This window comes from Streptomyces sp. NPDC100445 (assembly GCF_044759735.1).
Classification (GTDB): Bacteria; Actinomycetota; Actinomycetes; order Streptomycetales; family Streptomycetaceae; genus Streptomyces.
This window is the reverse complement of record NZ_JBIVZV010000013.1, coordinates 95,942-118,081: the sequence shown is the minus strand read 5'-3', so window position 1 is coordinate 118,081 and position 22,140 is coordinate 95,942. Positions and strand designations below refer to the sequence as shown.

The following is a 22,140-nucleotide window of genomic DNA, read 5'->3' as shown; positions in this document are numbered from 1 at the left end:
CCTACGTCGGGAAGGCAGTGAACACGTAGAAGCCTGCCTTGTGGCCCTTGGCGCGCTTGAGCACGACCCGGTAGGTGTTCTTCGCGGGGGTGACGCTCCTGTCGCTGTGCGCCACGTATCCGAGGGAACTCTTCTCGGTGTAGACCCCGGTCAGTGGTTTCTCGCGCTGGCTGCCGCGCAACCACCTCTGGATCTCCGCCGCCTTGGTGGCGAGGCAGTGGTCCACGACCGCCTGTGCGGTCGCGAGGTCGGTGAAGACACCATTCACACCTTTGTCCGCGGCGAGATCCTTGGCTCTTGCCTCGGTGACGAAGCCGGCTCCCTCACCGGCCGTGTGCTCGTCTAGGGTGTGAGCCAGGCCGCGGAACGACTCGGCGTCGGCCACCAGGTTGTTGCAGTTGTGCACGAGGACCGGGGTGTCGCCGGCCACCGCGTAAAAGGTGTGCAGACCGGACACCGTCAGGTCGTACACCGTCCGGGGCGCCGAGCCGTCCCGGACGCGGATGCCGGCAACCGTGCGCCGGGTGCCCTCCGGGGTACGCAGGGCATCACCGAGTCGCAGGTCTGAGGCCAGGGTCCAGTCGCGGCCGGTGACGAAGAAGCGGTGCCCCGTTGTGCTGGTCAGGCGTCCGCCGTCATCCAATGTGATGTCGATCAGTCCGACGGCGGTGTGGTGGAAGGTGCGGGTGACCGGTTCGCCCTGGGAGCGCCAGGTTTCCGGGTCGGCGGCCAGCAGCCGGTCACCGGTGCGGACGTCGCGTATCGGCTTACGGCTGCCGTCGGCCATGACCACCGCGGTGGTGCCGGGAAAGCTGTTGACCGGGCACGCCGTGCGCAGCTCCTCGTAGACGTCCACCGTGTGCTCGATGTCCGCCAGCGCCTCGGCGTCCACGTCCAGTGCCTTCAGCGCCTTGAGGGCGTCGGCGATCCCCTCACCGGACCGCAAGGCGGCGTCCACGCCTCGCATGGCCTCGGCGACCTTCCCCAGTGGCCCACCGAGCGGCAGCCACGTCGCGGCCCACGCGCAATCGCCCAGGGTGCCGCCGCCGTCACCGCTGACCTTGTGGTAACAGCCGGTGAAGTCGCCCTTGATCGAGTTGAAGATGCCCTTCCAGACATCCACGGTCACGTCCCACGCGGAGACCTTGACCTTCTTCGTCAGGTTCGGGACCGTCAGCGTCTTCAGGAAGACCGTGTCCTCGGCCGGGCAGCCTGCCTCGGTGGCGGGTACGTCCGGGTTCAAGCACAGGTAGTAGCTGACCACCGCGTCGAAGTGCGCGATGAACACCAGGGTGTTGCAGTCGAGGCCGTGGCACTCGTTGGGCAGCTGCTCCGGATCACCGTGCTGCTTGATGTCGTCGATGACGGAGAACACCCCGCCGACACCCGTAGCCGCGCCCGTCTGCACCTGCTCGTTCGCCTTGGCCCGTTCCGCCTTGTCGGCGGCGTCCTGGGCTTCCTTGGCGTACTTGTCGGCGTCCTTGGCGGCTTGTTCGGCCTCGGTGGCGGCGGTGTCGGCGCGGTCGGCCGCGGCGCGGGCGTCCTTGGCGTCCTGTTCGGCCTGGGCGGCCGCGCTGCGGGCTGCTTCGGCGTCGAGTTCGGCGGCGTCGGCGGAGTCGCGGGCGTCCTTGGCGTAGCTCTCGGCGTTGCCGGCGGCCTTGTCGGCCGCTGCCGCGTCGTCGGTGGCCTGCCGGTCGTAGTCGATCGTGCGGGCCAGTGAGGCCTGCGCGGCCGCGGCTGCCTTGGCGGCGTCGGCGGCGTAGCCGAGGGCGTCCTTGGAGTAGGTGCGGGCGTCGGCGGCGTACTTGGCGGCGTTGGCCGCGTGGGTGTAGGCCTCCTTGGCGTCGCCCTTGGCCTGGTCGGCGAGGTTCTGCGCCGCGTTCGCCTCGGCGGCGGCGTTCTTGGCGTGCGCGTCGGCGACGGCCCGCTGCTGTTCGGCGATCGTCTTCGACGCCTGTCCGGTCAGTACGACCAGTCCGGCGGCGGAGTCGGTGTCGACGTAGGGCGAACCGAGCTGGATCGCGTCGTTGGCGGGGGCGGCGACCTTCTTGGCCGCTTCACCGGCGTCGACGGCGGCCTGCGCGGTGACGTGGGCGAACCCGGCGGCCTTCGCCGCGGCGGCCACGGCCTTGCCGGCCTCCGCGTTGGCGGCGTCGGCCTGGGTCTTGGCGTCCTTGGCGTGCTGCTCGGCCTCGTCGGCGAGTTTCACCGCCGCCTGCGCCTCGCTCGCGGCGTCCTTCGCCGCCTGGATGGCGTCGGCCGCCGCGCTGGTGGCGGTCTTCACCGCGGCGTCGGCCTTCTCCTTGTCGGCCTGGGCGGCGTCCGCGTCGGAGCGGGCCCGCTTGGCGGCCGCCTCGGCGCGGGTGGCCGCGGCGTCGGCGTCGGCCGCCGCCTTGGTCGCGGCGTCGGCCTCCGAACGGGCTCTGCCCGCCGCGGTCTCGGCGTCGTCGGCCGCCGTGTCCGCCTGGTTCGCGGCGGCGCGTGCGGCGTCGGCCGCGTCCCCGGCGTCGAGGGAGTCGGCGTAGGCCTCCTTGGCGTCGGCCTTGGCGCGGGAGGCCGCCGCCTTCTGCTCGGCGTCCCAGGCGTCGTCGCGCATGGCCTTGGCGTGGTCCTTGGCCCTGACCGCGTCGTCGCGCCGGTCGTCGGCCGTCTTCTCGGCGGCCTCGGCCTTGTCCTTGGCGTCCTTCGCCTTCGTCGCCTCGGACTCGGCGTTCTTCTTGTGCTCGGCGGCCTCGGCCCGCTTGACGGCGGCCTTCTCCTTCTCGGCCTTGGCCGTCTTCTCCTCGGCCTCGGCGGCGAGCCGCTTGGCGTGCGCGTCGGCGGCGGCCGCCTTGGCGTCGCCCTCGGCCTTCACCGTGACGGCGAGCTTGGCCTCCGCGGTCTCCTTGTCCTTCTTGGCGTTGTCACGGTGGATCTTCGCGGCGTCCGCGGCGGCCTTGGCCTGCCACTCGGCCGTCTCGGCGGCCTTCTTGCGGAACTCCGCCTTCGACTGCGCGGCCTGCGCCAACGCGCGCTGCGCGATGGTGGCACTGTCCCCGGCGGCGGCACGGGTGGCGGCCTCAGCCGTCTCACCGGCCTTCTCCAGCGCCGCGAGCGCGGCAGCCGCGCCCTTGGTGACCTGGTCCTTCTGCTGACCGACCAGCAGGCCCCGGCCTCGCGGCGCACCGTTCGCGTCAGCGATGCCGTAGGCCGCCTGCACGGCCGTGTCCGAGGCGGTCGCGGCCTTCTGGGCGGCGGCCAGCTGCGCCTTGAGTACGGCCAGTTGGCTCTTCGCGGCGGTCTGGGCAGCAGCGAGGTTGGCCTTGGCCTTGGTGAACTGGGTCTTGTCCGGGTAGCCGAGCTTGCCGTCACCGGTGTGCCCCTGGGGCACGATCCGGAACTTCTGCGCGGCGGAGCCGTTGCACGTCGACAGCACCGCGTCCTTGCTGTTGTCGAACGACGGCAGGTGCACGCACTTGCCGGTGGCCGCGTTGCGCAATTCGCCCGCCGAGCGGACGTCGAACTTCCACTGCTGGGCCTTGGCGTCGCTGCATTGCCGGATCTGGATCTTGGTGCCCTCGGCACTGTTGCCGTTCAGCACCTCCAGGCACTTGCCCGAATTGCTGTTGCGCAGGGAGTATCCGCCGTCGTAGTAGCCGAACAGCTCCCATTTCTGAGCGGCCCCGTTGTTGCAGGTGTAGATCTGCACCGGAGTGCCGTTCGTCGTGCCGGCGCCCTGGATGTCGAGGCATTTGCCGGTAGCGCCCGCCACCTGGATGACGAGCGGAGCGTCACCGATGTAACCCAGGCCGCCCGGGGACCAGTAGTCCTGCCAACTGGTGAGGTGGTCGGCCACCCAGGACTGCCCCAGCAGGTCGGAAAGGGCCTTCGCTCCCTTGGCCAGGGCGCCGACCGCCGACTTGTTCGCCTCCATGACCTGGTTGCGTTGCGTGGCCTGGGAAGAGATCTCCTGCTGCCACTCACCGGCGGCGGTGGACGTGATGTCGTCCAGGACCCGGTCCGGGTCGAGCGGGTCACGCCAGGCGCAGGTGGCGAACCGTGTCTTCGTGTCCTCGACCGCGACACGGTACTCCGGGGTGCCCGGCTGCGGAGCCGTACGCGGGAAGCCGCCCGACGACAGGAAGATACGCGCGTCATCGGCACTGGCCGGGGTGATGGTGTCGTGCATCCATCTGAAGGCGTTGTGTTCGTTCAGCGCCCGCTGCCGCTCCTCCCACGTGGTTCCCGCCGGGTCCGGGTCCTTCCCGTACAGCGGGCCGCCGATGTCGTCGACGGCTTTGACGGTCTTCTCGTCGGCCTTCGGCGTGGAGTCCTCGTAGAAGTCGTCCTCACTCTTCCAGAACCGGTCCCCGACCCACGACGTCAGACCTACCTGGTCGTAGAACGTCTGCCTGCCGTCATTAGCCACACCGGGCGGCCAGTGGAAACCGGTCTCGGAGAAACCCACCGGCGTCACCAGCCCATCAAGAGGCTTCTGCCATGTATCCAACTGGTCATAGAGGGCATTCATCTCCTGCTGCGCCGCATCGCGGTCCTTGTCGAACGCCCCCGACAGGGGAGTCTTCTCCCAGAACTTTCTATCGGCCAGGACATGCAACTTGTCGGCGGGCTGGTTCAGGCCGTCCTGGGCTGTCGCGGCCATCGACGGCCCACCCAGCCGCAGTACCTCGCTCATCAGGCACTGGTCCTGGCGCAACTGCTCGGCGGCGGTGTCCTCGAACCAGGGGTCCGAGTCGCTCACGCCCTCGGTTTCGAGGCGGACCGCACCTGGCTGGACGGCAAGGCCGGCAAGCACCGCCAGCGTGGCCACCGATGTCACGGCGAAGGTGAGCACGGCTGATCTTCGGGTTCCGGGCAGCCGGAACCATGGTCTGGAACGCAACGAGGCATTCCTTTCTCGTACAGGGGTGCGTGGCGGGACGGGTCGTCGGGAGAGCCGGAGGGCGTTGAACGATGAACCGCTGTCGTCCTCAGAGGGCTCGGGCAGGCGTGCCGACGGTTGGATCGGCGCGTTCGGACGGTTGGGCCGATGGCATGACCATGCACCTCTCCCCGTAGGCGACGGTGTTCCCCCGGTCGCTGGAATGTCATGCGAGGTGACGGGATGGTCAGGTACCCGTCACGCGCGCCACCCTAGGCACAGGCAAGTACCGCCGTACACGGAGTTACCCCGGGTGAGGCGGGTGCTGGCCGGAACGGGTCGTCGCGCCGGGCCGCCTCCCACGGCTCATCGAGCCGCCTGGTTCGTGCGCTTCCTGTGAAGTTCCTGTGCGCGCGAGGGTGCATTTCGTCTGGTTCGGTCGTCAGGAGATGGCTGATCTTCGCCCATCGGGAGGTTCTTTCTGAGCCTCGTCGGGGCGGTGTTTCGGCTGGGGATTTCCGATTTCGGGCACGCGGTGACGGATTCGGGCCGTCGTCCGCCCGTAGGCTGCCGCCCATGTGCGGAATCGTGGGATACGTAGGGTCGCAGTCGGCGCTCGACGTCGTGATGGCCGGGCTGAAGAGGCTGGAGTACCGGGGGTACGACTCGGCGGGTGTCGCCGTGCCGGCCGACGGGGGACTGGCCGCCGCCAAGCGGGCCGGGAAACTGGTCAACCTGGAGAAGGAGTTGGTCGACCGGCCGCTGCCGGCGGGCTCGACCGGTATCGGGCATACGCGCTGGGCCACGCACGGCGGCCCCACGGACGCCAACGCCCACCCCCACCTGGACAACGCGGGCCGGGTCGCCGTCGTCCACAACGGCATCATCGAGAACTTCGCCGCGCTGCGGACGGAACTGGCCGGGCGGGGGCACGAGCTGACCTCCGAGACGGACACCGAGGTGGTCGCCCACCTGCTCGCCGAGGAGTTCTCGGCGGCGGCCGACCTGGCCGAGGCGATGCGGCTGGTGTGCCGTCGGCTGGAGGGCGCGTTCACGCTCGTCGCGGTGCACGCCGACGAGCCGGACGTGGTCGTCGGCGCGCGCCGCAACTCCCCGCTCGTGGTGGGCGTGGGGGAGGGCGAGGCGTTCCTCGCCTCCGACGTCGCCGCGTTCATCGCCCACACGCGCTCCGCGATCGAGCTGGGTCAGGACCAGGTGGTGGAGCTGCGCCGCGACGGTGTCACGGTGACCGGCTTCGACGGCCGCCCCGCCGACGTCCGCTCCTACCACGTGGACTGGGACGCCTCCGCCGCCGAGAAGGGCGGCTACGACTACTTCATGCTCAAGGAGATCGCCGAGCAGCCCAAGGCGGTCGCCGACACCCTCCTCGGACGGATCGACCCCGCCGGCTCGCTCACCCTGGACGAGGTGCGGATCAGCCCCTCCGAGCTGCGGAAGATCGACAAGGTCGTGATCGTGGCCTGCGGTACGGCCTTCCACGCCGGCCTGATCGCCAAGTACGCCATCGAGCACTGGACGCGGATCCCCTGCGAGGTGGAGCTGGCCAGCGAGTTCCGCTACCGGGACCCGATCCTCGACGGGCGCTCGCTGGTGATCGCCATCTCCCAGTCCGGCGAGACCATGGACACCCTCATGGCGCTGCGGCACGCCCGTGAGCAGGGCTCCAAGGTCCTGGCGATCTGCAACACCAACGGCTCCACGATCCCCCGTGAGTCGGACGCGGTGCTGTACACGCACGCGGGCCCCGAGGTCGCCGTCGCCTCGACGAAGGCGTTCCTGACCCAGTTGGTCGCCTGCTACCTGGTCGCCCTGTACCTGGGCCAGGTCCGCGGCACCAAGTGGGGCGACGAGATCCGGGACGTGGTCAGGGAGCTGTCCCGGATCTCGGTGGAGGTCGAGCGGGTCCTGGAGACCATGGAGCCGGTGCGCGCACTGGCCCGCACGCTCGCCGCCAAGGACACCGTGCTCTTCCTCGGCCGGCACGTGGGCTACCCGGTGGCGCTGGAGGGCGCGTTGAAGCTGAAGGAACTCGCCTACATGCACGCCGAGGGCTTCGCGGCGGGCGAGCTGAAGCACGGCCCGATCGCGCTGATCGAGGAGGATCTGCCGGTGGTGGTGGTCGTACCGTCGCCGCGCGGCCGGTCCGTCCTGCACGACAAGATCGTGTCGAACATCCAGGAGATCCGGGCGCGCGGAGCGCGGACGATCGTCATCGCGGAGGAGGGGGACGAGACGGTCGTCCCGTACGCCGACCACCTCATCCGCATCCCGGCCACGCCGACGCTGCTCCAGCCGCTGGTGGCCACGGTCCCGCTCCAGGTCTTCGCGTGCGAGCTGGCGACGGCCCGGGGCAACGAGGTGGACCAGCCCCGCAACCTGGCGAAGTCCGTGACGGTGGAGTGAGCGGGCAAGGGGCGGACGGCCGGCCGCCGTTCGCCCCTTCTTCCGCCGACCGGCGCTGTTACCAGTTGATGCAGGTCTTCGGGACCCAGCCGTTCTTCTTGTCGCCGCCGTAGTACCACAGGTTGCTCTTCTTGCCGCAGGCCGTGTACGAACCGCCCTTGTAGGCCTTGCCGTCGTTGCAGACCCCGCCCTTCTTGCCCTTGCCCCAGATGCCGACGGCCGTGGCCGTCGTCTTGGGCGAGGTGCGGACGTTGACGGTCTCCTTGGCCTTGACGTTGACGATCGCCTTGCTGCAGTCCCTCGGCAGCGTGGCCGCGGAGGCGGTGCCGGCGGTGGCGACGGCGCCGGTGAGGGCCGTGCCGATCAGGGCGACGGTGGTGAGCGCGGTGCCCAGAGACTTCAACTTCAAGGCGGATTCCTCCCGTTGTGTGCGATGGCGTCCGTGCGGACACGGATCGCCGGACACCACGAAGATTAAGGCCTGCGCACCCTCGTCATGATCACGGGTTGTCAGTGCACCGAGAAGCCGCCGTCCACGTGGACCGACTGACCCGTGACGTAACCGGAGGCGCGGCTCGCGAGGAACACGGCGGCGCCCTCGAAGTCCTCGGCGCGGCCGTTGCGGCCGGTCAGGGTGCGCGCGGCCAGTGCCGACACCTTCGCCGGGTCGGACGACAGCCGGGCGTTGAGCGGGGTCATCACGAAGCCCGGCACGAGGGTGTTGCAGGTGACCCCGTACGGCGACCAGGCCTCCGCCTGCGAGCGGGCCAGCGACTCCAGCGCGCCCTTCGAGACGCCGTACGCGCCGCTGTGCACGAACGCCCGGTGCGCCTGCTGGGAGCTGATGTGGATGATCCGGCCGAAGCCCCGCCCGGCCATGCCCGGCCCGAACCGCTGCCCCAGCAGGAACGGGGCCTCCAGGTTCACCGCCAGCGTCGCGTCCCACACCGCCTCGTCCAGCTCGTCCATCGGCGGACGCAGGTTGATCCCGGCCGAGTTGACGAGGATGTCGGGTTCCCCGAAGACACCGGCGGCCTCCTCGGCGACCGCGCGCACGCCCGCCCGGGACCCCAGGTCGCCGCTGACCCAGGCCGCCCGGCAGCCGTCGGCGGCCAGTTCGGCGACGGTCGCGGTCAGCTGTTCCTCCCCGCGTGCCACGACCACCACCCGCGCCCCGGCCCGCGCCAGCGCACCGGCCACGGCCCGGCCGATACCGGAACTGCCGCCGGTGACCAGGGCGGTCAGGCCGTCGAGGGAGAACAGGTCGGAGAGGTACGAGGGGGAGGAGGCCATGGCGGAAGCGTAGGGGGAGCGCCGCGACGGTGCTGCGGCGGCCGGGCACGCCGTGCCGGCACGGTGGAGGGACCGGCCGGACCGTGGTCGTAGGGTGCACGGCATGAGCATCATCGGGGTGGGCATCGACGTCGCCGAGATCGACCGGTTCCGGGCGTCCCTGGAGCGCACGCCCGCGCTGGCCGACCGGCTGTTCGTGGAGCGTGAGCTGCTGCTGCCCAGCGGGGAACGGCGGGGGATCGCCTCGCTCGCGGCGCGGTTCGCCGCCAAGGAGGCGCTGGCGAAGGCGTTGGGTGCGCCGCCCGGCCTGCACTGGACGGACGCCGAGGTGTTCGTGGAGGACAGCGGACAGCCCCGGCTCCGGGTGCGGGGCACCGTGGCCGCGCGCGCCGCCGAGCTGGGCGTACGGGCGTGGCACGTGTCGCTCAGTCACGACGCCGGCGTCGCCTCCGCCGTGGTGGTCGCCGAGGGCTGACCGGCGCGGCGGCCCGGGTGTGGGCCGCGGGGATTCCGGGGCAGACTCGGTGCCATGCGTACTGCGTACAGCGTGGAGACGGTAAGGGCGGCCGAACGGGCGCTGCTGGCGCGGCTGCCGGAGGGGACGCTGATGCAGCGGGCCGCCGCCGGACTGGCCGCCGCCTGCGCCGGGTTGCTGGGGCGGGTGTACGGCAGCCGGGTGGTGCTGCTGGTCGGGAGCGGGGACAACGGCGGGGACGCCCTGTACGCGGGGGCCCGGCTGGCCCGGCGCGGGGCCGGCGTCACGGCCGTACCGCTGTCGCCCGGACGGGTCCACCGGGAGGGGCTCGCCGCCCTGCGGCGGGCGGGCGGCGCGGTCGCCGACACCGGCGCCGAGGAACTGATCGCGCGGGCCGACCTCGTCGTGGACGGCATCGTCGGCATCGGCGGCAAGGGCGGACTGCGGCCCGACGCCGAGCGGCTCGCCGCGGCGGTCGCGCGGTCCCGGGCCGCCGTCGTCGCCGTGGACCTGCCCAGCGGGGTCGACGCGGACACCGGGGAGGTGCGGGGGGCCGCGCTCCGGGCCGACCTGACCGTCACCTTCGGCACGTACAAGCCGGGGCTGCTGGTGGATCCCGCGCGGGAGTACGCCGGTGTGGTGCGGCTCGTCGACATCGGGCTGGAGCCGCCCGCCGTACCCGAACTGGAGGCCCTCCAGCACGCCGACGTGGCCCGGCTGCTGCCGGAACCGGCGGCGGAGAGCGACAAGTACCGGCGCGGGGTCGTCGGTATCGCCGCGGGCTCGGCGCGCTATCCGGGGGCCGCCGTGCTGGCGGTGTCCGGCGCGCTGCGGGGTGGTGCGGGGGCCGTACGGTACGTCGGCCCGGCCGGGAACGCGGTCCTCGCGCGCTTCCCGGAGACCCTGGTCTCCGACACGGGTCCCGCCGACGCCGGGCGGGTGCAGGCCTGGGTGGTCGGGCCGGGCGCCGGCGACGACGCGGCGACCGTGGCGCAGGTGCTGGAGGCGGACGTACCGGTGCTGCTCGACGCGGACGGGCTGCGGCTGGCCGGGCGCGACGCGGTACGGGGGCGTACGGCGCCGACGCTGATGACCCCGCACGCCGGCGAGGCCGCCGCGCTGCTGGGGGTGCGCCGCGAGGAGGTCGAGGCCGCCCGGCTGGCCGCGGTGCGGGAGCTGGCGGCGCGGTACCGGGCGACCGTGCTGCTGAAGGGGTCGACGACGCTGGTCGCCGGCCCGGGTGGCGGGGCGGTGCGGGTGAACGCCACCGGGACGCCGTGGCTGGCCACCGCGGGCAGCGGGGACGTGCTGTCCGGGCTGGCCGGGTCGCTGCTGGCGGCGGGGCTGTCAGCGCTGGACGCGGCGAGCGCGGGCGCGTACCTCCACGGTCTGGCCGGCCGCCTGGCCGCCGGCGGTCCCCACCCGCAGGGCGCCCCGGCGGCGGCCCACGACATCGCGTCCCACATCCCCGAGGCCTGGCGAAACACCCGAGCCTGACCCCACCGGCCCCTGACCGCGCACCCCCACGCCCCGGCGCAGGCCCCCCTGTATCCCCAGGCCTACCCCAACCCCCCAGGGGCGCGGGGAACTGCGCGAGCAACCCCGACGCGCCCGCACCCGAGAGCGCACCCCTCCCGCGCCCCGACGCGCCCGCACCCGAGAGCGCACCCCTCCCGCGCCCCGGCGCAGGCCCCCCGCATCCCCAGGCCCACCCCAACCCCTCAGGGGCGCGGGGAACTGCGCGAGCAACCCCGACGCACCGGCACCCGAGAGCGCACCCATCCCGCGCCCCGACGCAGGCCCCCCGTATCCCCAGGCCCACCCCAACCCCCCAGGGGCGCGGGGAACTGCGCGAGCAACCCCGACGCACCGGCACCCGAGAGCGCACCCATCCCGCGCCCCGACGCAGGCCCCCCGCTTCCCCAGGCCCACCCCAACCCCCCAGGGGCGCGGGGAACTGCGCGCTCAGCCCCGACGCACCCGCACCCACACCCGACAGCGCACCCCTCCCGCAGCCCGGCGCACAGCCGTCCGCTCCTCGGGTGACCCCCTCCGCGCGCCGCCCCCGCCCCCACCCCTCCGCACGTTTGGCTGATTGCATGATCAGCGGACGATTCGTGTACCGGGGCCTCGCGGCCCTGCTCGCCGCCGGCACGGCACTCCCGGTGTCCGGCGGCGCCGGCACCGCCCTGGCCGCGGCGACCCCCACCGTGCTGACCCCGCCCGCCCCCGCCCCCCGGCCCGCCTCCCGGTCCACCCCCGACCCCGCCTCCGACCCCGTCCCCCTCGACGACCTCGTCCCCGGCGTCCCGCCGGGCCCCGCGCAGCCCTGGCAGATCGACACGCCCGACCAGGCCCTGCCGCCGAAGGTGTACACGCCCGGCGCGGCGGAGGACGCCGTGGAACCGAGGGACGCGGCACCGGGGACGTACGACCTCATCGAGTACGTGCCGCTGGGGGACGCGGTCACCAAGGCGGCGTGCACCAAGCGGACCGGCCCGTACCAGCGCCAGGTCGAACGGTGGCTGAAGCTGAAGGTGGACGGCAGGCAGTCCGCCTCCGACTGCCGGACGATCCGCGCGTTCCAGATCGCGTACCGCATCGAGCCGGCAAGCGGTTTCGCCGGGCCCGTCACCTGGTCGACGATGATGCTGGTGTCGGCGGGGCGGAACCCGAACGCCGCCGGGAAGTGCCCGGTGCGGTCCTACCGGGTCGCCTGTGTCGATCTGGACCGGCAGCTCACCTGGGTGCAGAAGAACTCGAAGGTGGTGTTCGGGCCGGTGCCGATGCGCAGCGGCGGCAAGGGGCATCTCACCCGCAAGGGCTGGCACACCGTGTACTGGCGGCACAAGAACCATGTGTCGACCCTGTACGGCCAACCCATGCCGTACGCGCAGTTCTTCGACGGCGGCCAGGCCTTCCACGCCGTCTACGGCAGCATCCGCACCACAGCCGGCTCCATGGGCTGCGTGAACCTGAGGCTCGCCGACGCGCGCACGCTGTGGGGCGTGCTGAAGAAGGGCGACCACGTCTACGTGTGGGGCCGCAGGCCGGGTACCTGACACGGCGCCCGGAGCCCGTACGGCCCCCTCTGAGACACTGGGGGCGCCATGAGTGAGACTTCAGCCGCGCCGACCGCCCCGCTGCGGGCCCGCGCCGAGATCGACCTGGGCGCCCTGCGCGCCAACGTGCGGACCCTGCGCGCCCGCGCGGGTCGCGCCGCCGTGATGGCGGTCGTCAAGTCCGACGGGTACGGGCACGGGGCGGTGCCCTGTGCCCGCGCCGCCCTGGAGGCGGGCGCGTCCTGGCTCGGCACGGCCACCGCCGAGGAGGCTCTCGCGCTGCGCGCGGCCGGGCTGCCGGGCCGCGTGCTGTGCTGGCTGTGGGTGCCGGGCGGCCCCTGGCGGCAGGCGATCGAGGCGGACATCGACGTGTCGCTGAGCGGCCTGTGGGCCCTGCGGGAGGTCACCGCCGCCGCCCGGGAGGCCGGCCGGCCCGCGCGGGTGCAGCTCAAGGCCGACACCGGGCTGGGCCGCAACGGCTGCCAGCCCGGCGAGGACTGGGCGGACCTGGTCACCGAGGCCCTGCGCGCCGAGGCCGAGGGCCTGGTCCGCGTCACCGGCCTGTGGTCGCACCTGGCGTGCGCCGACGAACCCGGCCACCCGTCCATCGCCGCGCAACTCGGCCTGTTCCGGGAGATGATGGCGTACGCCGAGGAGCGGGGCGTACGGCCCGAGGTGCGGCACATCGCCAACTCGCCGGCCACCCTCACCCTGCCCGAGTCCCACTTCGACCTGGTCCGCACGGGCATCGCCCTGTACGGCATCTCGCCCAGCCCCGAACTGGGCACCCCCGCCGACCTCGGGCTGCGCCCGGTGATGACCCTCAGCGCGTCGCTGGCCCTGGTCAAGCGGGTTCCCGGCGGGCACGGCGTCAGCTACGGCCACCACTACGTCACCCCGGGCCCGACGACGCTCGGCCTGGTCCCGGTCGGCTACGCGGACGGCATCCCGCGGCACGCCTCCGGCACCGGCCCGGTGCTGGTCGACGGCAAGTGGCGGACGGTCGCCGGGCGGGTCGCCATGGACCAGTTCGTGGTGGACCTCGGCGGTGACGAGCCGCCCGTGGGGGCGCAGGCGCTGCTGTTCGGGCCCGGCGACCGGGGCGAGCCGACCGCCGAGGACTGGGCGCAGGCCTGCGGCACCATCGCGTACGAGATCGTCACGCGCGTCGGGACGCGCGTTCCCCGCGTCCATGTGGACGGCCGGCAGCCCGGATAACCCGTCGCGCAGCGGCAACCCGGACGGTCCGTGGCGGCGTCCCTGACAACGGGCCCCCGCGGGGGCCGGGCACCGTCCGTCCCACCCCACCAGCGAACCGTCGTACGGCGAAGAGGAGCGGTACGTGAGCGAGAGCAGCGCGGAGGTCGTGGCCGACGTCGTCGCCTCCGCGGCCGCCGCCTCGGCCGGGAGCTGGCGCCGGGCGACCGGCGTCGCCGGCACCGCGATAGGCGTCCTCGCCGCGGGCGCGGCGGCCGGTGTCGCCATCGAGCGGATGACGGTGGGCCGCGGGATGCGCCGCCGGGCCCGGCTGGCGCTGGACTCCACGGGACCGTACGGCACCCTGCGCGGCACCCCCGGCAAGGCGTACGCCGACGACGGCACCGAGCTGTACTACGAGGTCGACGACGTCGTGCCCGACACCGGCCCGGACGTCTCCCCGCGCCGGCGCCGGCTCTTCGGCCGCAAGGCGCCCGCCCCGGTGACCGTCGTCTTCTGCCACGGCTACTGCCTCAACCAGGACTCCTGGCACTTCCAGCGGGCCGCCCTGCGCGGGGTGGTGCGCACCGTGCACTGGGACCAGCGCAGCCACGGGCGGTCCGGGCGGGGCGTCGCGCAGACCCGGGACCGGGAGCCGCTGACCATCGACCAGCTGGGCCGTGACCTGAAGGCCGTGCTGGACGCCGCCGTGCCGCAGGGGCCGGTGGTGCTGGTCGGCCACTCCATGGGCGGCATGACGATGATGGCCCTGGCCGCGCAGTACCCCGAGCTGATCCGGGAGCGGGTCGTCGCGGGCGTCTTCGTGGGGACGTCGTCCGGACGGCTGGGCGAGGTGAACTTCGGGCTCCCGGTGGCCGGCGTCAACGCGGTGCGGCGCATCCTGCCCGGGGTGCTCAGGGCGCTGGGGCAGCAGGCGGAGCTGGTGGAGAAGGGGCGCCGGGCCACCGCCGACCTGTTCGCCGGGATCATCAAGCGGTACTCGTTCGCGGGCCGGGACGTCGACCCGGCGGTGGAGCGGTTCGCCGAGCGGATGATCGAGTCGACGCCGATCGACGTGGTCGCCGAGTTCTACCCGGCCTTCACCGACCACGACAAGACCGGGGCCCTCGCCTGCTTCCGGGAGATGCCCGTGCTGGTGCTGGCCGGGGTGCGGGACCTGGTCACGCCGAGCGAGCACAGCGAGGCCATCGCGGACCTGCTCCCGGACGCCGAGCTGGTGCTCGTGCCGGACGCCGGGCACCTGGTGATGCTGGAGCATCCGGAAGTGGTCACCGACCGCCTCGCCGACCTGCTCACCCGCGCGGGCGCGGTGCCGGCAGGGGCTACCGTAAGTGGCTATGGAACGACCAGCAGCACCCGCAGTACCGCACCCCCGCGCTGAGACCCGGCTGACGGTGACCTCGCCCGAGCAGATGCGGGAGCTGGGCCGCCGGCTCGCCGCGCTGCTGCGCGCGGGGGACCTGGTGATGCTCACCGGGGAACTGGGCGCGGGCAAGACCACGCTGACCCGCGGGCTCGGCGAGGGCCTGGGCGTGCGCGGCGCGGTCACCTCGCCGACCTTCGTCATCGCCCGGGTGCACCCCTCCCTCGGCGACGGCCCGCCCCTGGTCCACGTCGACGCCTACCGGCTCTCCGGCGGCCTGGACGAGATGGAGGACCTGGACCTCGACGTCTCCCTGTCCGATTCGGTGATCGTCGTGGAGTGGGGCGAGGGCAAGGTCGAGGAGCTGACCGAGGACCGGCTGCACGTCGTCATCCACCGTGCCGTCGGGGACACCACCGACGAGGTGCGCCACGTGACCCTGGCGGGGCTGGGGGAGCGGTGGTCCGAAGCGGACCTGGACGCGCTGTCCGGCTGACGGCTTCCCGTCCCGCGCCGACGGCTTCCCGACAAGCTGTCGGCACCGTATTGCGCGGGACGTCCCGGGCGTGGTCACATGGTACCCAGCTCGTGGTTAGGGTCGCCTAACCACGCCCGCCCCCCGCACCCCAGGAGGCGTCCGTGCCCGCAGCCCGGCCCGCCGAGGTCTCCATGCGCGACCTGCTGGCGTCGTGCGCCGCCGCGGAGGCCGTCTCGCGCCCGCCGCGCCCCCCGGAGCCCCGCCGCGAGCCGCGGCCCGCGCCCGCCCGGCAGGACCACCCGCGGGCGGCCTGACTCCCCGTGCGGGAGACCCCGGTGCGCCCGGGGCAGGGCCCGCGAACGGGGCGTCAGCCGGGGGTCAGCGGATCACGACCACCCGTACGCCGATCGTCGCGAAGCGCCACATCGCGTCCCCGTCCTCCCGGTTCTCCCGGATGCCGCCGGTCTTCACGCCCGGGTCGGCCGGCGGGGCGGCACCGTCGGCCACCGCCGCGCTGAAGCCGATCGTCACGCCCTGCACGCTGGTGAAGCGCACCACGTGCTCGACGGGGCGGCCGTCGGTCCCGGTGACCGCGTTGGAACGGGAGGTCACCCAGTAGGTGCCGGGCGGCGGATCGACGTTGCCCGGGTGCACCGGGAACGTGCGCTGCACCTGACCGCGTTCGTCGACCAGCCAGACCCGGTCGTCGTCCACCGAGTACACCACCCGTTCACCCGTGCCGGAGCTCCCCGGCAGGGCGGTCGGGTTGCGCCGGTCCCGGGGCGCCTTCGCGGACGCCGAGGGGGAGGCGTGCGCGGCCGGGCTTGCGACCAAGCCCGCCGGCACGGTCGCCTGGGCCCGGTAGGCGAGGAAGCCGACCGTGCCGATGGCCGCGGCGGTGAGGACGGCCACGACTCCCGAGCTGGTCCCTGCCACGTGCGCCCACCTCTCATTCATCCGATATGTCGTACTTCGTACAGACCGTAGCAGTCAGTGACCGTCCGCCCCGGACGGCCATGCGGGCGGCGCGGGCGCCGTAGGCTGTTCGCGTGCTCTTGCTCGCTCTGGATACCGCAACACCCGCCGTGACCGTCGCGCTGCACGACGGCACCGACGTCATCGCCTCGTCGAGCCATGTGGACGCGCGCCGGCACGGAGAGCTGCTGCTGCCGGCCGTCGACCGCGTGCTCACCCGGGCCGGGCTGAAGCTGGAGGCGGTCACCGGGATCGTCGTCGGCACCGGCCCCGGCCCCTACACCGGTCTGCGTGTCGGCCTGATGACCGCCGACACCTTCGGCCTCGCGCTCGGTGTCCCGGTGTACGGCGTGTGCACCCTCGACGGCCTGGCCCACGCCGCCGGCGTCGAGAAGGGCCCCTTCGTGGTGGCGACCGACGCCCGGCGCAAGGAGGTCTACTGGGCCACCTACGCCGACCCCCTCACCCGGCTGACCGGCCCGGCCGTCGACCGTCCGGCCGACATCGCCGCGCAGGTCGCGGGTCTCCCGGCGGTCGGCGCCGGCGCCCTGCTCTACCCCGACACGTTCCCCGAGGCCCGGGAGCCGGAGCACGTGTCCGCCGCCTCCCTCGCCTCGCTCGCCGCCGGGAGACTGGCCGCGGGCGGGGAACTCGAGGCGCCCCGGCCGCTGTACCTGCGCCGGCCCGACGCCCAGGTCCCCAAGAACTACAAGGTGGTCACCCCCAAGTGACACAGCCGGCAGCCCCCGTACTGCGCGAGATGCGCTGGTGGGACATCGACCCGGTCCTGGTGCTGGAGAAGGACCTCTTCCCCGAGGACGCCTGGTCCCGGGGCATGTTCTGGTCCGAGCTTTCCCACTCCCGGGGCCCCGAGGCCACCCGCCGCTACCTCGTGGCCGAGTCCGACGGCCGTGTCGTCGGGTACGCCGGTCTCGTCGCCGCCGGCGAGCAGGCCGACGTCCAGACCATCGCCGTCGCCCGCGACCACCAGCGCACCGGCCTCGGCGCCCGCCTGCTCACCGAGCTGCTGCGGGCCGCGACCGCGTTCGAGTGCCACGAGGTGATGCTCGAGTGCCGGGTCGACAACGTGCGCGCCCAGAAGCTCTACGAGCGCTTCGGCTTCGCCCCCATCGGCTTCCGGCGCGGCTACTACCAGCCGGGCAACGTGGACGCCCTGGTGATGCGCCTGACCACGGAACCCGGCAGCACCCCCGCCGCGGGTCCCGCCCCCGTACAAGGAACCGATATCCATGACTGACGAACCACTCGTCCTCGGCATCGAGACCTCCTGCGACGAGACCGGCGTCGGCATCGTCCGCGGCACCACCCTGCTGGCGGACGCCATCGCCTCCAGCGTCGACGAGCACGCCCGGTTCGGCGGGGTCGTGCCGGAGGTGGCGTCCCGGGCGCACCTGGAGGCGATGGTCCCCACCATCGACCGCGCCCTGAAGGAGGCGGGTGTCTCCGCCCGCGACCTGGACGGAATCGCGGTCACCGCGGGTCCCGGACTCGCGGGCGCGCTGCTCGTCGGCGTCTCGGCGGCCAAGGCGTACGCCTACGCCCTCGGCAAGCCCCTGTACGGGGTCAACCACCTGGCCTCGCACATCTGTGTGGACCAGCTGGAGCACGGCCCGCTGCCGGAGCCGACGATGGCCCTGCTGGTCTCCGGCGGCCACTCCTCGCTGCTGCTGTCCTCGGACATCACCTCCGACGTCCGTCCTATGGGCGCGACCATCGACGACGCGGCCGGCGAGGCCTTCGACAAGATCGCCCGCGTGCTCGACCTGGGCTTCCCCGGCGGCCCGGTCATCGACCGGTACGCCAAGGAGGGCGACCCGCGGGCCATCGCCTTCCCGCGCGGCCTGACCGGCCCCCGCGACCCGGCGTACGACTTCTCCTTCTCCGGTCTGAAGACCGCCGTGGCCCGCTGGATCGAGGCCCGGCGCGCGGCCGGCGAGGAGGTGCCGGTGCGGGACGTGGCCGCCTCCTTCCAGGAGGCCGTCGTCGACGTCCTCACCCGCAAGGCCGTCCGCGCGTGCAGGGACGAGGGCGTCGACCACCTGATGATCGGCGGCGGGGTGGCCGCCAACTCCCGGCTGCGCGCCCTCGCCCAGGAGCGCTGCGAGGCGGCCGGCATCCGGCTGCGGGTGCCCCGCCCGAAGCTGTGCACGGACAACGGCGCGATGGTGGCCGCGCTCGGCGCCGAGATGGTCGCCCGCAACCGGGCCGCCTCCGCCTGGGACCTGTCGGCCGACTCCTCCCTGCCGGTGACCGACCCGCACGTCCCGGGCCACCACCACGACCACGACCACGTGCACGAGGTCAGCAAGGAGAACCTGTACTCGTGACCGTCGCGCTGATGTGGGAGGCGCGGGCCGTCGCGGGCCGCGGGGAGGAGCTGCTGGCCTGGGCGCGCGCGCAGGCGCTCAGCCCCGCGCCGGCGCGGCGCGAGACCTTCCGCGCGCCGGAGGACCGGGTGCTGGTCGTCACGTGGTGGGACGCGCCGTACGACGCCCCGCTGCCCGAGCTGCCCGAGCCGGGCGCGGAGCTGGTGACCCGTGCCGTGCACCGCTGGCGGTTCGAGGCGGTGACGGACGGCTGACCGGCCGGGTTGATCCTTCCGGCCGGATCGCGCTATGATCATCACACAGCGAACGGCCGGAACACCGGCCCGGACGCAGTGCGTTGGTGGTCCAAGGAAAGACGTCCCGCTTCCTGCGGGGAGATGCAGGTGCAAGGCCTGCCCGGCGCTCCACTCGACACCCCGCCCACCGGTTCACCGGTGGCGGGGTGTCGGCGTTGCGGCACCTCCGGGCGGCGACCCACCGTCTTGTCATGTCCAGGGGGACCCACCGGGTGGGGGTGCGGGGCCGTGATGCAGGATCGCCCCGTGAAGAACAGCAGCAGACGCACCGTCCTCGCCTCCGTCGCGGCCGTCGCCGCCGGCCTGCCCACCCTCAACGCCGTACTGGGCGACGGCGCCACGCCCGCCGCGGCGGCCGACCAGTACGCGTCGAACACCGACCTGTACACCCGGACCGCGGCCAAGGAGGGCACCGACTGGACGCGCCGGTTCCGCATAGGTGCCCCGGCGCAGGTCACGGACAACGCCCGCGCCACCAGCAGCCCCGTCACCAGCACGGCGGTGATCGCGCCGCACGGCGGCGGGATCGAGGCGGGCACGAGCGAACTGTGCCTGGCCGTCGCCGGGTACACGCCCTTCGACGCCGGCGCCGACCCGGCCGGCGCGGCGGTGCCGGGGGAGCCGCAGCGCGACTACTGGATGTTCGAGGCCCTGGCCAACTCCGCCGCGCAGCACGTCACCGCCACCCACTGCGACGATCCGGCGGCCCTCGCCGTCTGCGCCGCGAACCTGTACGCCGTCTCCCTGCACGGCTTCGACGACACGACGACGAAGAAGATCATCATCGGCGGCCGTGACGAGCGGCTGAAGCGGAACCTGCTCGCGGCCCTCACCAAACACGGCCTGACCTCCCCGGCGGCCGACCCCGACCACGACGTCACCGTGGTCTTCGCGGGCGCCACCGACCCCATCAACGGCGACGACCCCGCCAACATAGCCAACCGCACCCGTACGGGGGCCGGCGCCCAGATGGAGCTGTCCACCGCCCTGCGCAAGGCGATGTTCGGTGACTTCTCCGGCGCCGCCAAGCGCCGCGCGACGGCCGGTGTGCCGAGCGCCGACAGCCCCTACGCCGACCACTTCTGGAACGGCTTCGTCGGCGCCGTCCGCGAGGCGGTCAGGAACCACGAGCTGGGCCTCGACTCCCGCTAGGGTCTTTCGTTCGGATCGGGCCGGACCCCGCGAGCCCGGCATGATCCGAACGAGAGGCCCTAGGCCCGGGCCGGCACCGAACGCGCGTTCCGTACCCTGGCGGCATGCGGATGCGCCCCACTCTCAGCTGGACCCCGACCGAGGACCTGCCCGCGGGCACCACGGACCTCGGGCCGGTCGCCGGTGCGCTGGGCGCCGGCGGGGTGCTGGTGCTCAGCGGCGCGGGCATCTCCACGGAGTCGGGTATCCCCGACTACCGGGGTGAGGGCGGCAGCCTTAGCCGGCACACCCCGATGACCTACCAGGACTTCACCGCCGACGCCGGGGCCCGGCGCCGCTACTGGGCGCGCAGCCACCTCGGCTGGCGGACGTTCGGCAGCGCCCGGCCCAACGCCGGGCACCGGGCCGTGGCCGCGTTCGGGCGACACGGCCTGCTCTCCGGTGTCATCACCCAGAACGTCGACGGGCTGCACCAGGCCGCCGGCAGCGAGGGCGTCGTGGAGCTCCACGGCAGCCTGGACCGCGTCGTCTGCCTCTCCTGCGGCGCCCTCGGCCCGCGCCGTGAGCTGGCCCGGCGGCTGGAGGAGGCCAACCCCGGCTTCGCGCCGGTGGCCGCCGGCATCAACCCGGACGGTGACGCCGACCTCACCGACGAACAGGTCGGCGACTTCCGGGTGCTGCCCTGCCTGGTCTGCGGCGGCGTCCTCAAGCCGGACGTGGTCTTCTTCGGCGAGTCCGTCCCGCCGCGGCGGGTGGAGCACTGCCGGGAGCTGGTCCGGGCGGCGACCTCGCTGCTGGTCCTCGGTTCCTCGCTGACGGTGATGTCCGGGCTCCGGTTCGTCCGCCAGGCGGCCGAGGCCGGGAAACCGGTGCTGATCGTCAACCGGGATCCCACCCGCGGCGACCGGCACGCCCTCACCCGGGTCGCGCTGCCCCTGGGCCCGGCCCTCACCGCCGTGGCCGGCCGGCTGGGCGTCCCCGTCGGCAGCCCGACGACGGGCTGAACACCAGGAGCCAGGAAGTCGAATGTTTCTAATGATACAGCGAATGTTGCGAGTCTCCGTGGGCGGCGGGCTCCTTCGTCGTGACGGGCCCTGGGGTTACGATCGCGGGCATGAAGCCTTCGAAGCCCGCAGAGACGCAGACGGCGACCCTCGCCGAGATCGCCCGTGAGGCCGGGGTGTCGGCTCCGACTGTTTCGAAGGTCCTCAACGGCCGGGCGGACGTCGCCCCCGCCACCCGCGCCCGCGTCGAGGAGCTGCTGCGCGCCTACGGCTACCGGCGCCGGCGCGCCGAGGCCTCCCGGTCGCCGCTGATCGACCTCGTCTTCCACGAGCTGGAGAGTGCCTGGGCGATGGAGGTCATCCGGGGGGTGGAGAACGTCGCCCGGGACACGGGCCTCAGCGTCGTCCTGTCCGAGTCGGCCGGGCGGCTCACCCCGGGCCGGACCTGGGCCGACCAGGTGGCCGCCCGCCGCCCGCACGGCGTGGTGCTGGTGCTCTCCGGGCTCGACGAGTCCCAGCGGGCGCTGCTGACGAGCCGGTCCATCCCGTTCGTGGTGATGGACCCGGCCGGCGACCCCGGCCCGGACGTGCCCTCGATCGGCGCCACCAACTGGCAGGGCGGACTGGCCGCCACCCGGCACCTGGTGGAACTCGGCCACACCCGGATCGGCGCGATCAGCGGTCCGTCCCGGATGATGTGCAGCCGGGCGCGGGTCGACGGCTACCGGGCGGCCCTGGAGACGGCCGGTGTGTCCGTGGACCCCTCGCTCGTCGTCGCCGGCGACTTCCACCACGACGCCGGCTACCGCCTGGGCCTGGAGCTGCTGCGCCGCCCGGACCGGCCGACCGCCGTCTTCGCGGGCAACGACCTCCAGGCGCTCGGGCTGTACGAGGCCGCCCGCGAACTCGGCCTGCGCGTCCCGGAGGACCTCAGTGTCGTCGGCTTCGACGACCTGCCGGTGGCCCGCTGGGTGGGACCGCCGCTGACGACCGTGCGGCAGCCGCTGACCGAGATGGCCGAGGCCGCGGCCCGGCTGGTGCTGGAGCTGGGGCGCGCCGACGCGGACCGGACGGCGACCCGGGTGGAGCTGGCGACGAGCCTGGTGGTGCGGTCGAGCACGGCCGCGCCCGCCGCGCTCTGAGGGTTCCCGGTGTATTGACGGGTGCCGGGCACCACCCCACACTGCTCCG

General features: G+C 73.4%; 19 protein-coding genes. 15 read left to right on the top strand and 4 right to left on the bottom strand.

Features of this window, described 5'->3' with window-relative positions:
• Position 1 precedes the first annotated feature (1 nt).
• Positions 2 to 4,882, bottom strand: a complete 4,881-nt coding sequence (locus ACIQVT_RS27835; RefSeq protein ID WP_403759760.1) for an RICIN domain-containing protein — start codon at positions 4,880 to 4,882, stop codon at positions 2 to 4.
• Between the two features lie 555 nt (positions 4,883 to 5,437).
• On the opposite strand from ACIQVT_RS27835, the gene glmS reads away from it, so the two are divergent.
• Positions 5,438 to 7,285, top strand: a complete 1,848-nt coding sequence (gene glmS, locus ACIQVT_RS27830) for a glutamine--fructose-6-phosphate transaminase (isomerizing) (protein ID WP_403759757.1) — start codon at positions 5,438 to 5,440, stop codon at positions 7,283 to 7,285.
• Between the two features lie 58 nt (positions 7,286 to 7,343).
• Here glmS and ACIQVT_RS27825 read toward each other — a convergent pair whose 3' ends face one another.
• Positions 7,344 to 7,694, bottom strand: a complete 351-nt coding sequence (locus tag ACIQVT_RS27825; protein WP_403759754.1) for a hypothetical protein — start codon at positions 7,692 to 7,694, stop codon at positions 7,344 to 7,346.
• Positions 7,695 to 7,795: 101 nt separating this feature from the next.
• A complete protein-coding gene (locus ACIQVT_RS27820; RefSeq protein ID WP_403759751.1) occupies positions 7,796 to 8,578 on the bottom strand; it encodes an SDR family NAD(P)-dependent oxidoreductase in 783 nt (260 codons plus the stop codon).
• Positions 8,579 to 8,681: 103 nt separating this feature from the next.
• Between ACIQVT_RS27820 and ACIQVT_RS27815 the strand changes: the two genes are divergently transcribed.
• From ACIQVT_RS27815 to ACIQVT_RS27785, 7 genes are all read left to right on the top strand, one after another.
• Positions 8,682 to 9,053 (top strand): holo-ACP synthase, encoded by a 372-nt coding sequence (locus ACIQVT_RS27815; protein WP_403759748.1) that lies wholly within the window; start codon positions 8,682 to 8,684, stop codon positions 9,051 to 9,053.
• A gap of 54 nt (positions 9,054 to 9,107) precedes the next feature.
• Positions 9,108 to 10,550, top strand: a complete 1,443-nt coding sequence (locus tag ACIQVT_RS27810; RefSeq protein ID WP_403759745.1) for an NAD(P)H-hydrate dehydratase — start codon at positions 9,108 to 9,110, stop codon at positions 10,548 to 10,550.
• Positions 10,551 to 11,152: 602 nt separating this feature from the next.
• Entirely contained in the window at positions 11,153 to 12,115 is a 963-nt protein-coding gene (locus ACIQVT_RS27805) for a L,D-transpeptidase (protein WP_403759742.1), read from the top strand.
• 48 nt (positions 12,116 to 12,163) lie between these two features.
• The gene (gene alr / locus ACIQVT_RS27800; protein WP_403759739.1) at positions 12,164 to 13,333 is read left to right on the top strand and encodes an alanine racemase; all 1,170 of its coding nucleotides are present in this window, start codon (positions 12,164 to 12,166) and stop codon (positions 13,331 to 13,333) included.
• A gap of 124 nt (positions 13,334 to 13,457) precedes the next feature.
• Positions 13,458 to 14,714 (top strand): alpha/beta fold hydrolase, encoded by a 1,257-nt coding sequence (locus tag ACIQVT_RS27795; RefSeq protein WP_403759736.1) that lies wholly within the window; start codon positions 13,458 to 13,460, stop codon positions 14,712 to 14,714.
• The gene (tsaE, locus tag ACIQVT_RS27790) at positions 14,671 to 15,192 is read left to right on the top strand and encodes a tRNA (adenosine(37)-N6)-threonylcarbamoyltransferase complex ATPase subunit type 1 TsaE (protein ID WP_403759732.1); all 522 of its coding nucleotides are present in this window, start codon (positions 14,671 to 14,673) and stop codon (positions 15,190 to 15,192) included. The genes ACIQVT_RS27795 and tsaE overlap by 44 nt, the downstream gene beginning before the upstream one ends.
• Before the next feature lie 143 nt (positions 15,193 to 15,335).
• The gene (locus ACIQVT_RS27785) at positions 15,336 to 15,488 is read left to right on the top strand and encodes a hypothetical protein (RefSeq protein ID WP_403759729.1); all 153 of its coding nucleotides are present in this window, start codon (positions 15,336 to 15,338) and stop codon (positions 15,486 to 15,488) included.
• 64 nt (positions 15,489 to 15,552) lie between these two features.
• Here ACIQVT_RS27785 and ACIQVT_RS27780 read toward each other — a convergent pair whose 3' ends face one another.
• The gene (locus ACIQVT_RS27780) at positions 15,553 to 16,110 is read right to left on the bottom strand and encodes a hypothetical protein (protein WP_403759725.1); all 558 of its coding nucleotides are present in this window, start codon (positions 16,108 to 16,110) and stop codon (positions 15,553 to 15,555) included.
• Between the two features lie 113 nt (positions 16,111 to 16,223).
• Here ACIQVT_RS27780 and tsaB point away from each other — a divergent pair, with 113 nt between their 5' ends.
• From tsaB to ACIQVT_RS27745, 7 genes are all read left to right on the top strand, one after another.
• The gene (tsaB, locus tag ACIQVT_RS27775) at positions 16,224 to 16,880 is read left to right on the top strand and encodes a tRNA (adenosine(37)-N6)-threonylcarbamoyltransferase complex dimerization subunit type 1 TsaB (protein ID WP_403759722.1); all 657 of its coding nucleotides are present in this window, start codon (positions 16,224 to 16,226) and stop codon (positions 16,878 to 16,880) included.
• 29 nt (positions 16,881 to 16,909) lie between these two features.
• Positions 16,910 to 17,407, top strand: coding sequence for a ribosomal protein S18-alanine N-acetyltransferase (gene rimI / locus ACIQVT_RS27770; protein ID WP_403760248.1), 498 nt, complete (start codon positions 16,910 to 16,912; stop codon positions 17,405 to 17,407).
• Entirely contained in the window at positions 17,400 to 18,497 is a 1,098-nt protein-coding gene (gene tsaD, locus ACIQVT_RS27765; RefSeq protein WP_403759719.1) for a tRNA (adenosine(37)-N6)-threonylcarbamoyltransferase complex transferase subunit TsaD, read from the top strand. The genes rimI and tsaD overlap by 8 nt, the downstream gene beginning before the upstream one ends.
• Positions 18,494 to 18,751 (top strand): hypothetical protein, encoded by a 258-nt coding sequence (locus ACIQVT_RS27760; RefSeq protein WP_403759716.1) that lies wholly within the window; start codon positions 18,494 to 18,496, stop codon positions 18,749 to 18,751. The genes tsaD and ACIQVT_RS27760 overlap by 4 nt, the downstream gene beginning before the upstream one ends.
• Before the next feature lie 288 nt (positions 18,752 to 19,039).
• Entirely contained in the window at positions 19,040 to 19,945 is a 906-nt protein-coding gene (locus tag ACIQVT_RS27755; protein ID WP_403759713.1) for a poly-gamma-glutamate hydrolase family protein, read from the top strand.
• 104 nt (positions 19,946 to 20,049) lie between these two features.
• Positions 20,050 to 20,949, top strand: a complete 900-nt coding sequence (locus ACIQVT_RS27750) for an NAD-dependent protein deacetylase (RefSeq protein ID WP_403759710.1) — start codon at positions 20,050 to 20,052, stop codon at positions 20,947 to 20,949.
• A 110-nt stretch (positions 20,950 to 21,059) separates the two neighbouring features.
• Positions 21,060 to 22,091: a LacI family DNA-binding transcriptional regulator gene (locus ACIQVT_RS27745; RefSeq protein WP_403759707.1), complete on the top strand. Its 1,032-nt coding sequence runs from the start codon at positions 21,060 to 21,062 to the stop codon at positions 22,089 to 22,091.
• Positions 22,092 to 22,140: the final 49 nt, after the last annotated feature.

Coding starts and splice junctions, on each gene's coding strand:
- ACIQVT_RS27745 (WP_403759707.1), top strand. CDS start 21,060: ATGAAGCCTTCGAAGCCCGCAGAGACGCAGACGGCGACCCTCGCCGAG.
- glmS (WP_403759757.1), top strand. CDS start 5,438: ATGTGCGGAATCGTGGGATACGTAGGGTCGCAGTCGGCGCTCGACGTC.
- alr (WP_403759739.1), top strand. CDS start 12,164: ATGAGTGAGACTTCAGCCGCGCCGACCGCCCCGCTGCGGGCCCGCGCC.
- ACIQVT_RS27805 (WP_403759742.1), top strand. CDS start 11,153: ATGATCAGCGGACGATTCGTGTACCGGGGCCTCGCGGCCCTGCTCGCC.
- ACIQVT_RS27820 (WP_403759751.1), bottom strand. CDS start 8,578: ATGGCCTCCTCCCCCTCGTACCTCTCCGACCTGTTCTCCCTCGACGGC.
- ACIQVT_RS27815 (WP_403759748.1), top strand. CDS start 8,682: ATGAGCATCATCGGGGTGGGCATCGACGTCGCCGAGATCGACCGGTTC.
- rimI (WP_403760248.1), top strand. CDS start 16,910: ATGCGCTGGTGGGACATCGACCCGGTCCTGGTGCTGGAGAAGGACCTC.
- tsaD (WP_403759719.1), top strand. CDS start 17,400: ATGACTGACGAACCACTCGTCCTCGGCATCGAGACCTCCTGCGACGAG.
- tsaE (WP_403759732.1), top strand. CDS start 14,671: ATGGAACGACCAGCAGCACCCGCAGTACCGCACCCCCGCGCTGAGACC.
- ACIQVT_RS27750 (WP_403759710.1), top strand. CDS start 20,050: ATGCGGATGCGCCCCACTCTCAGCTGGACCCCGACCGAGGACCTGCCC.
- ACIQVT_RS27810 (WP_403759745.1), top strand. CDS start 9,108: ATGCGTACTGCGTACAGCGTGGAGACGGTAAGGGCGGCCGAACGGGCG.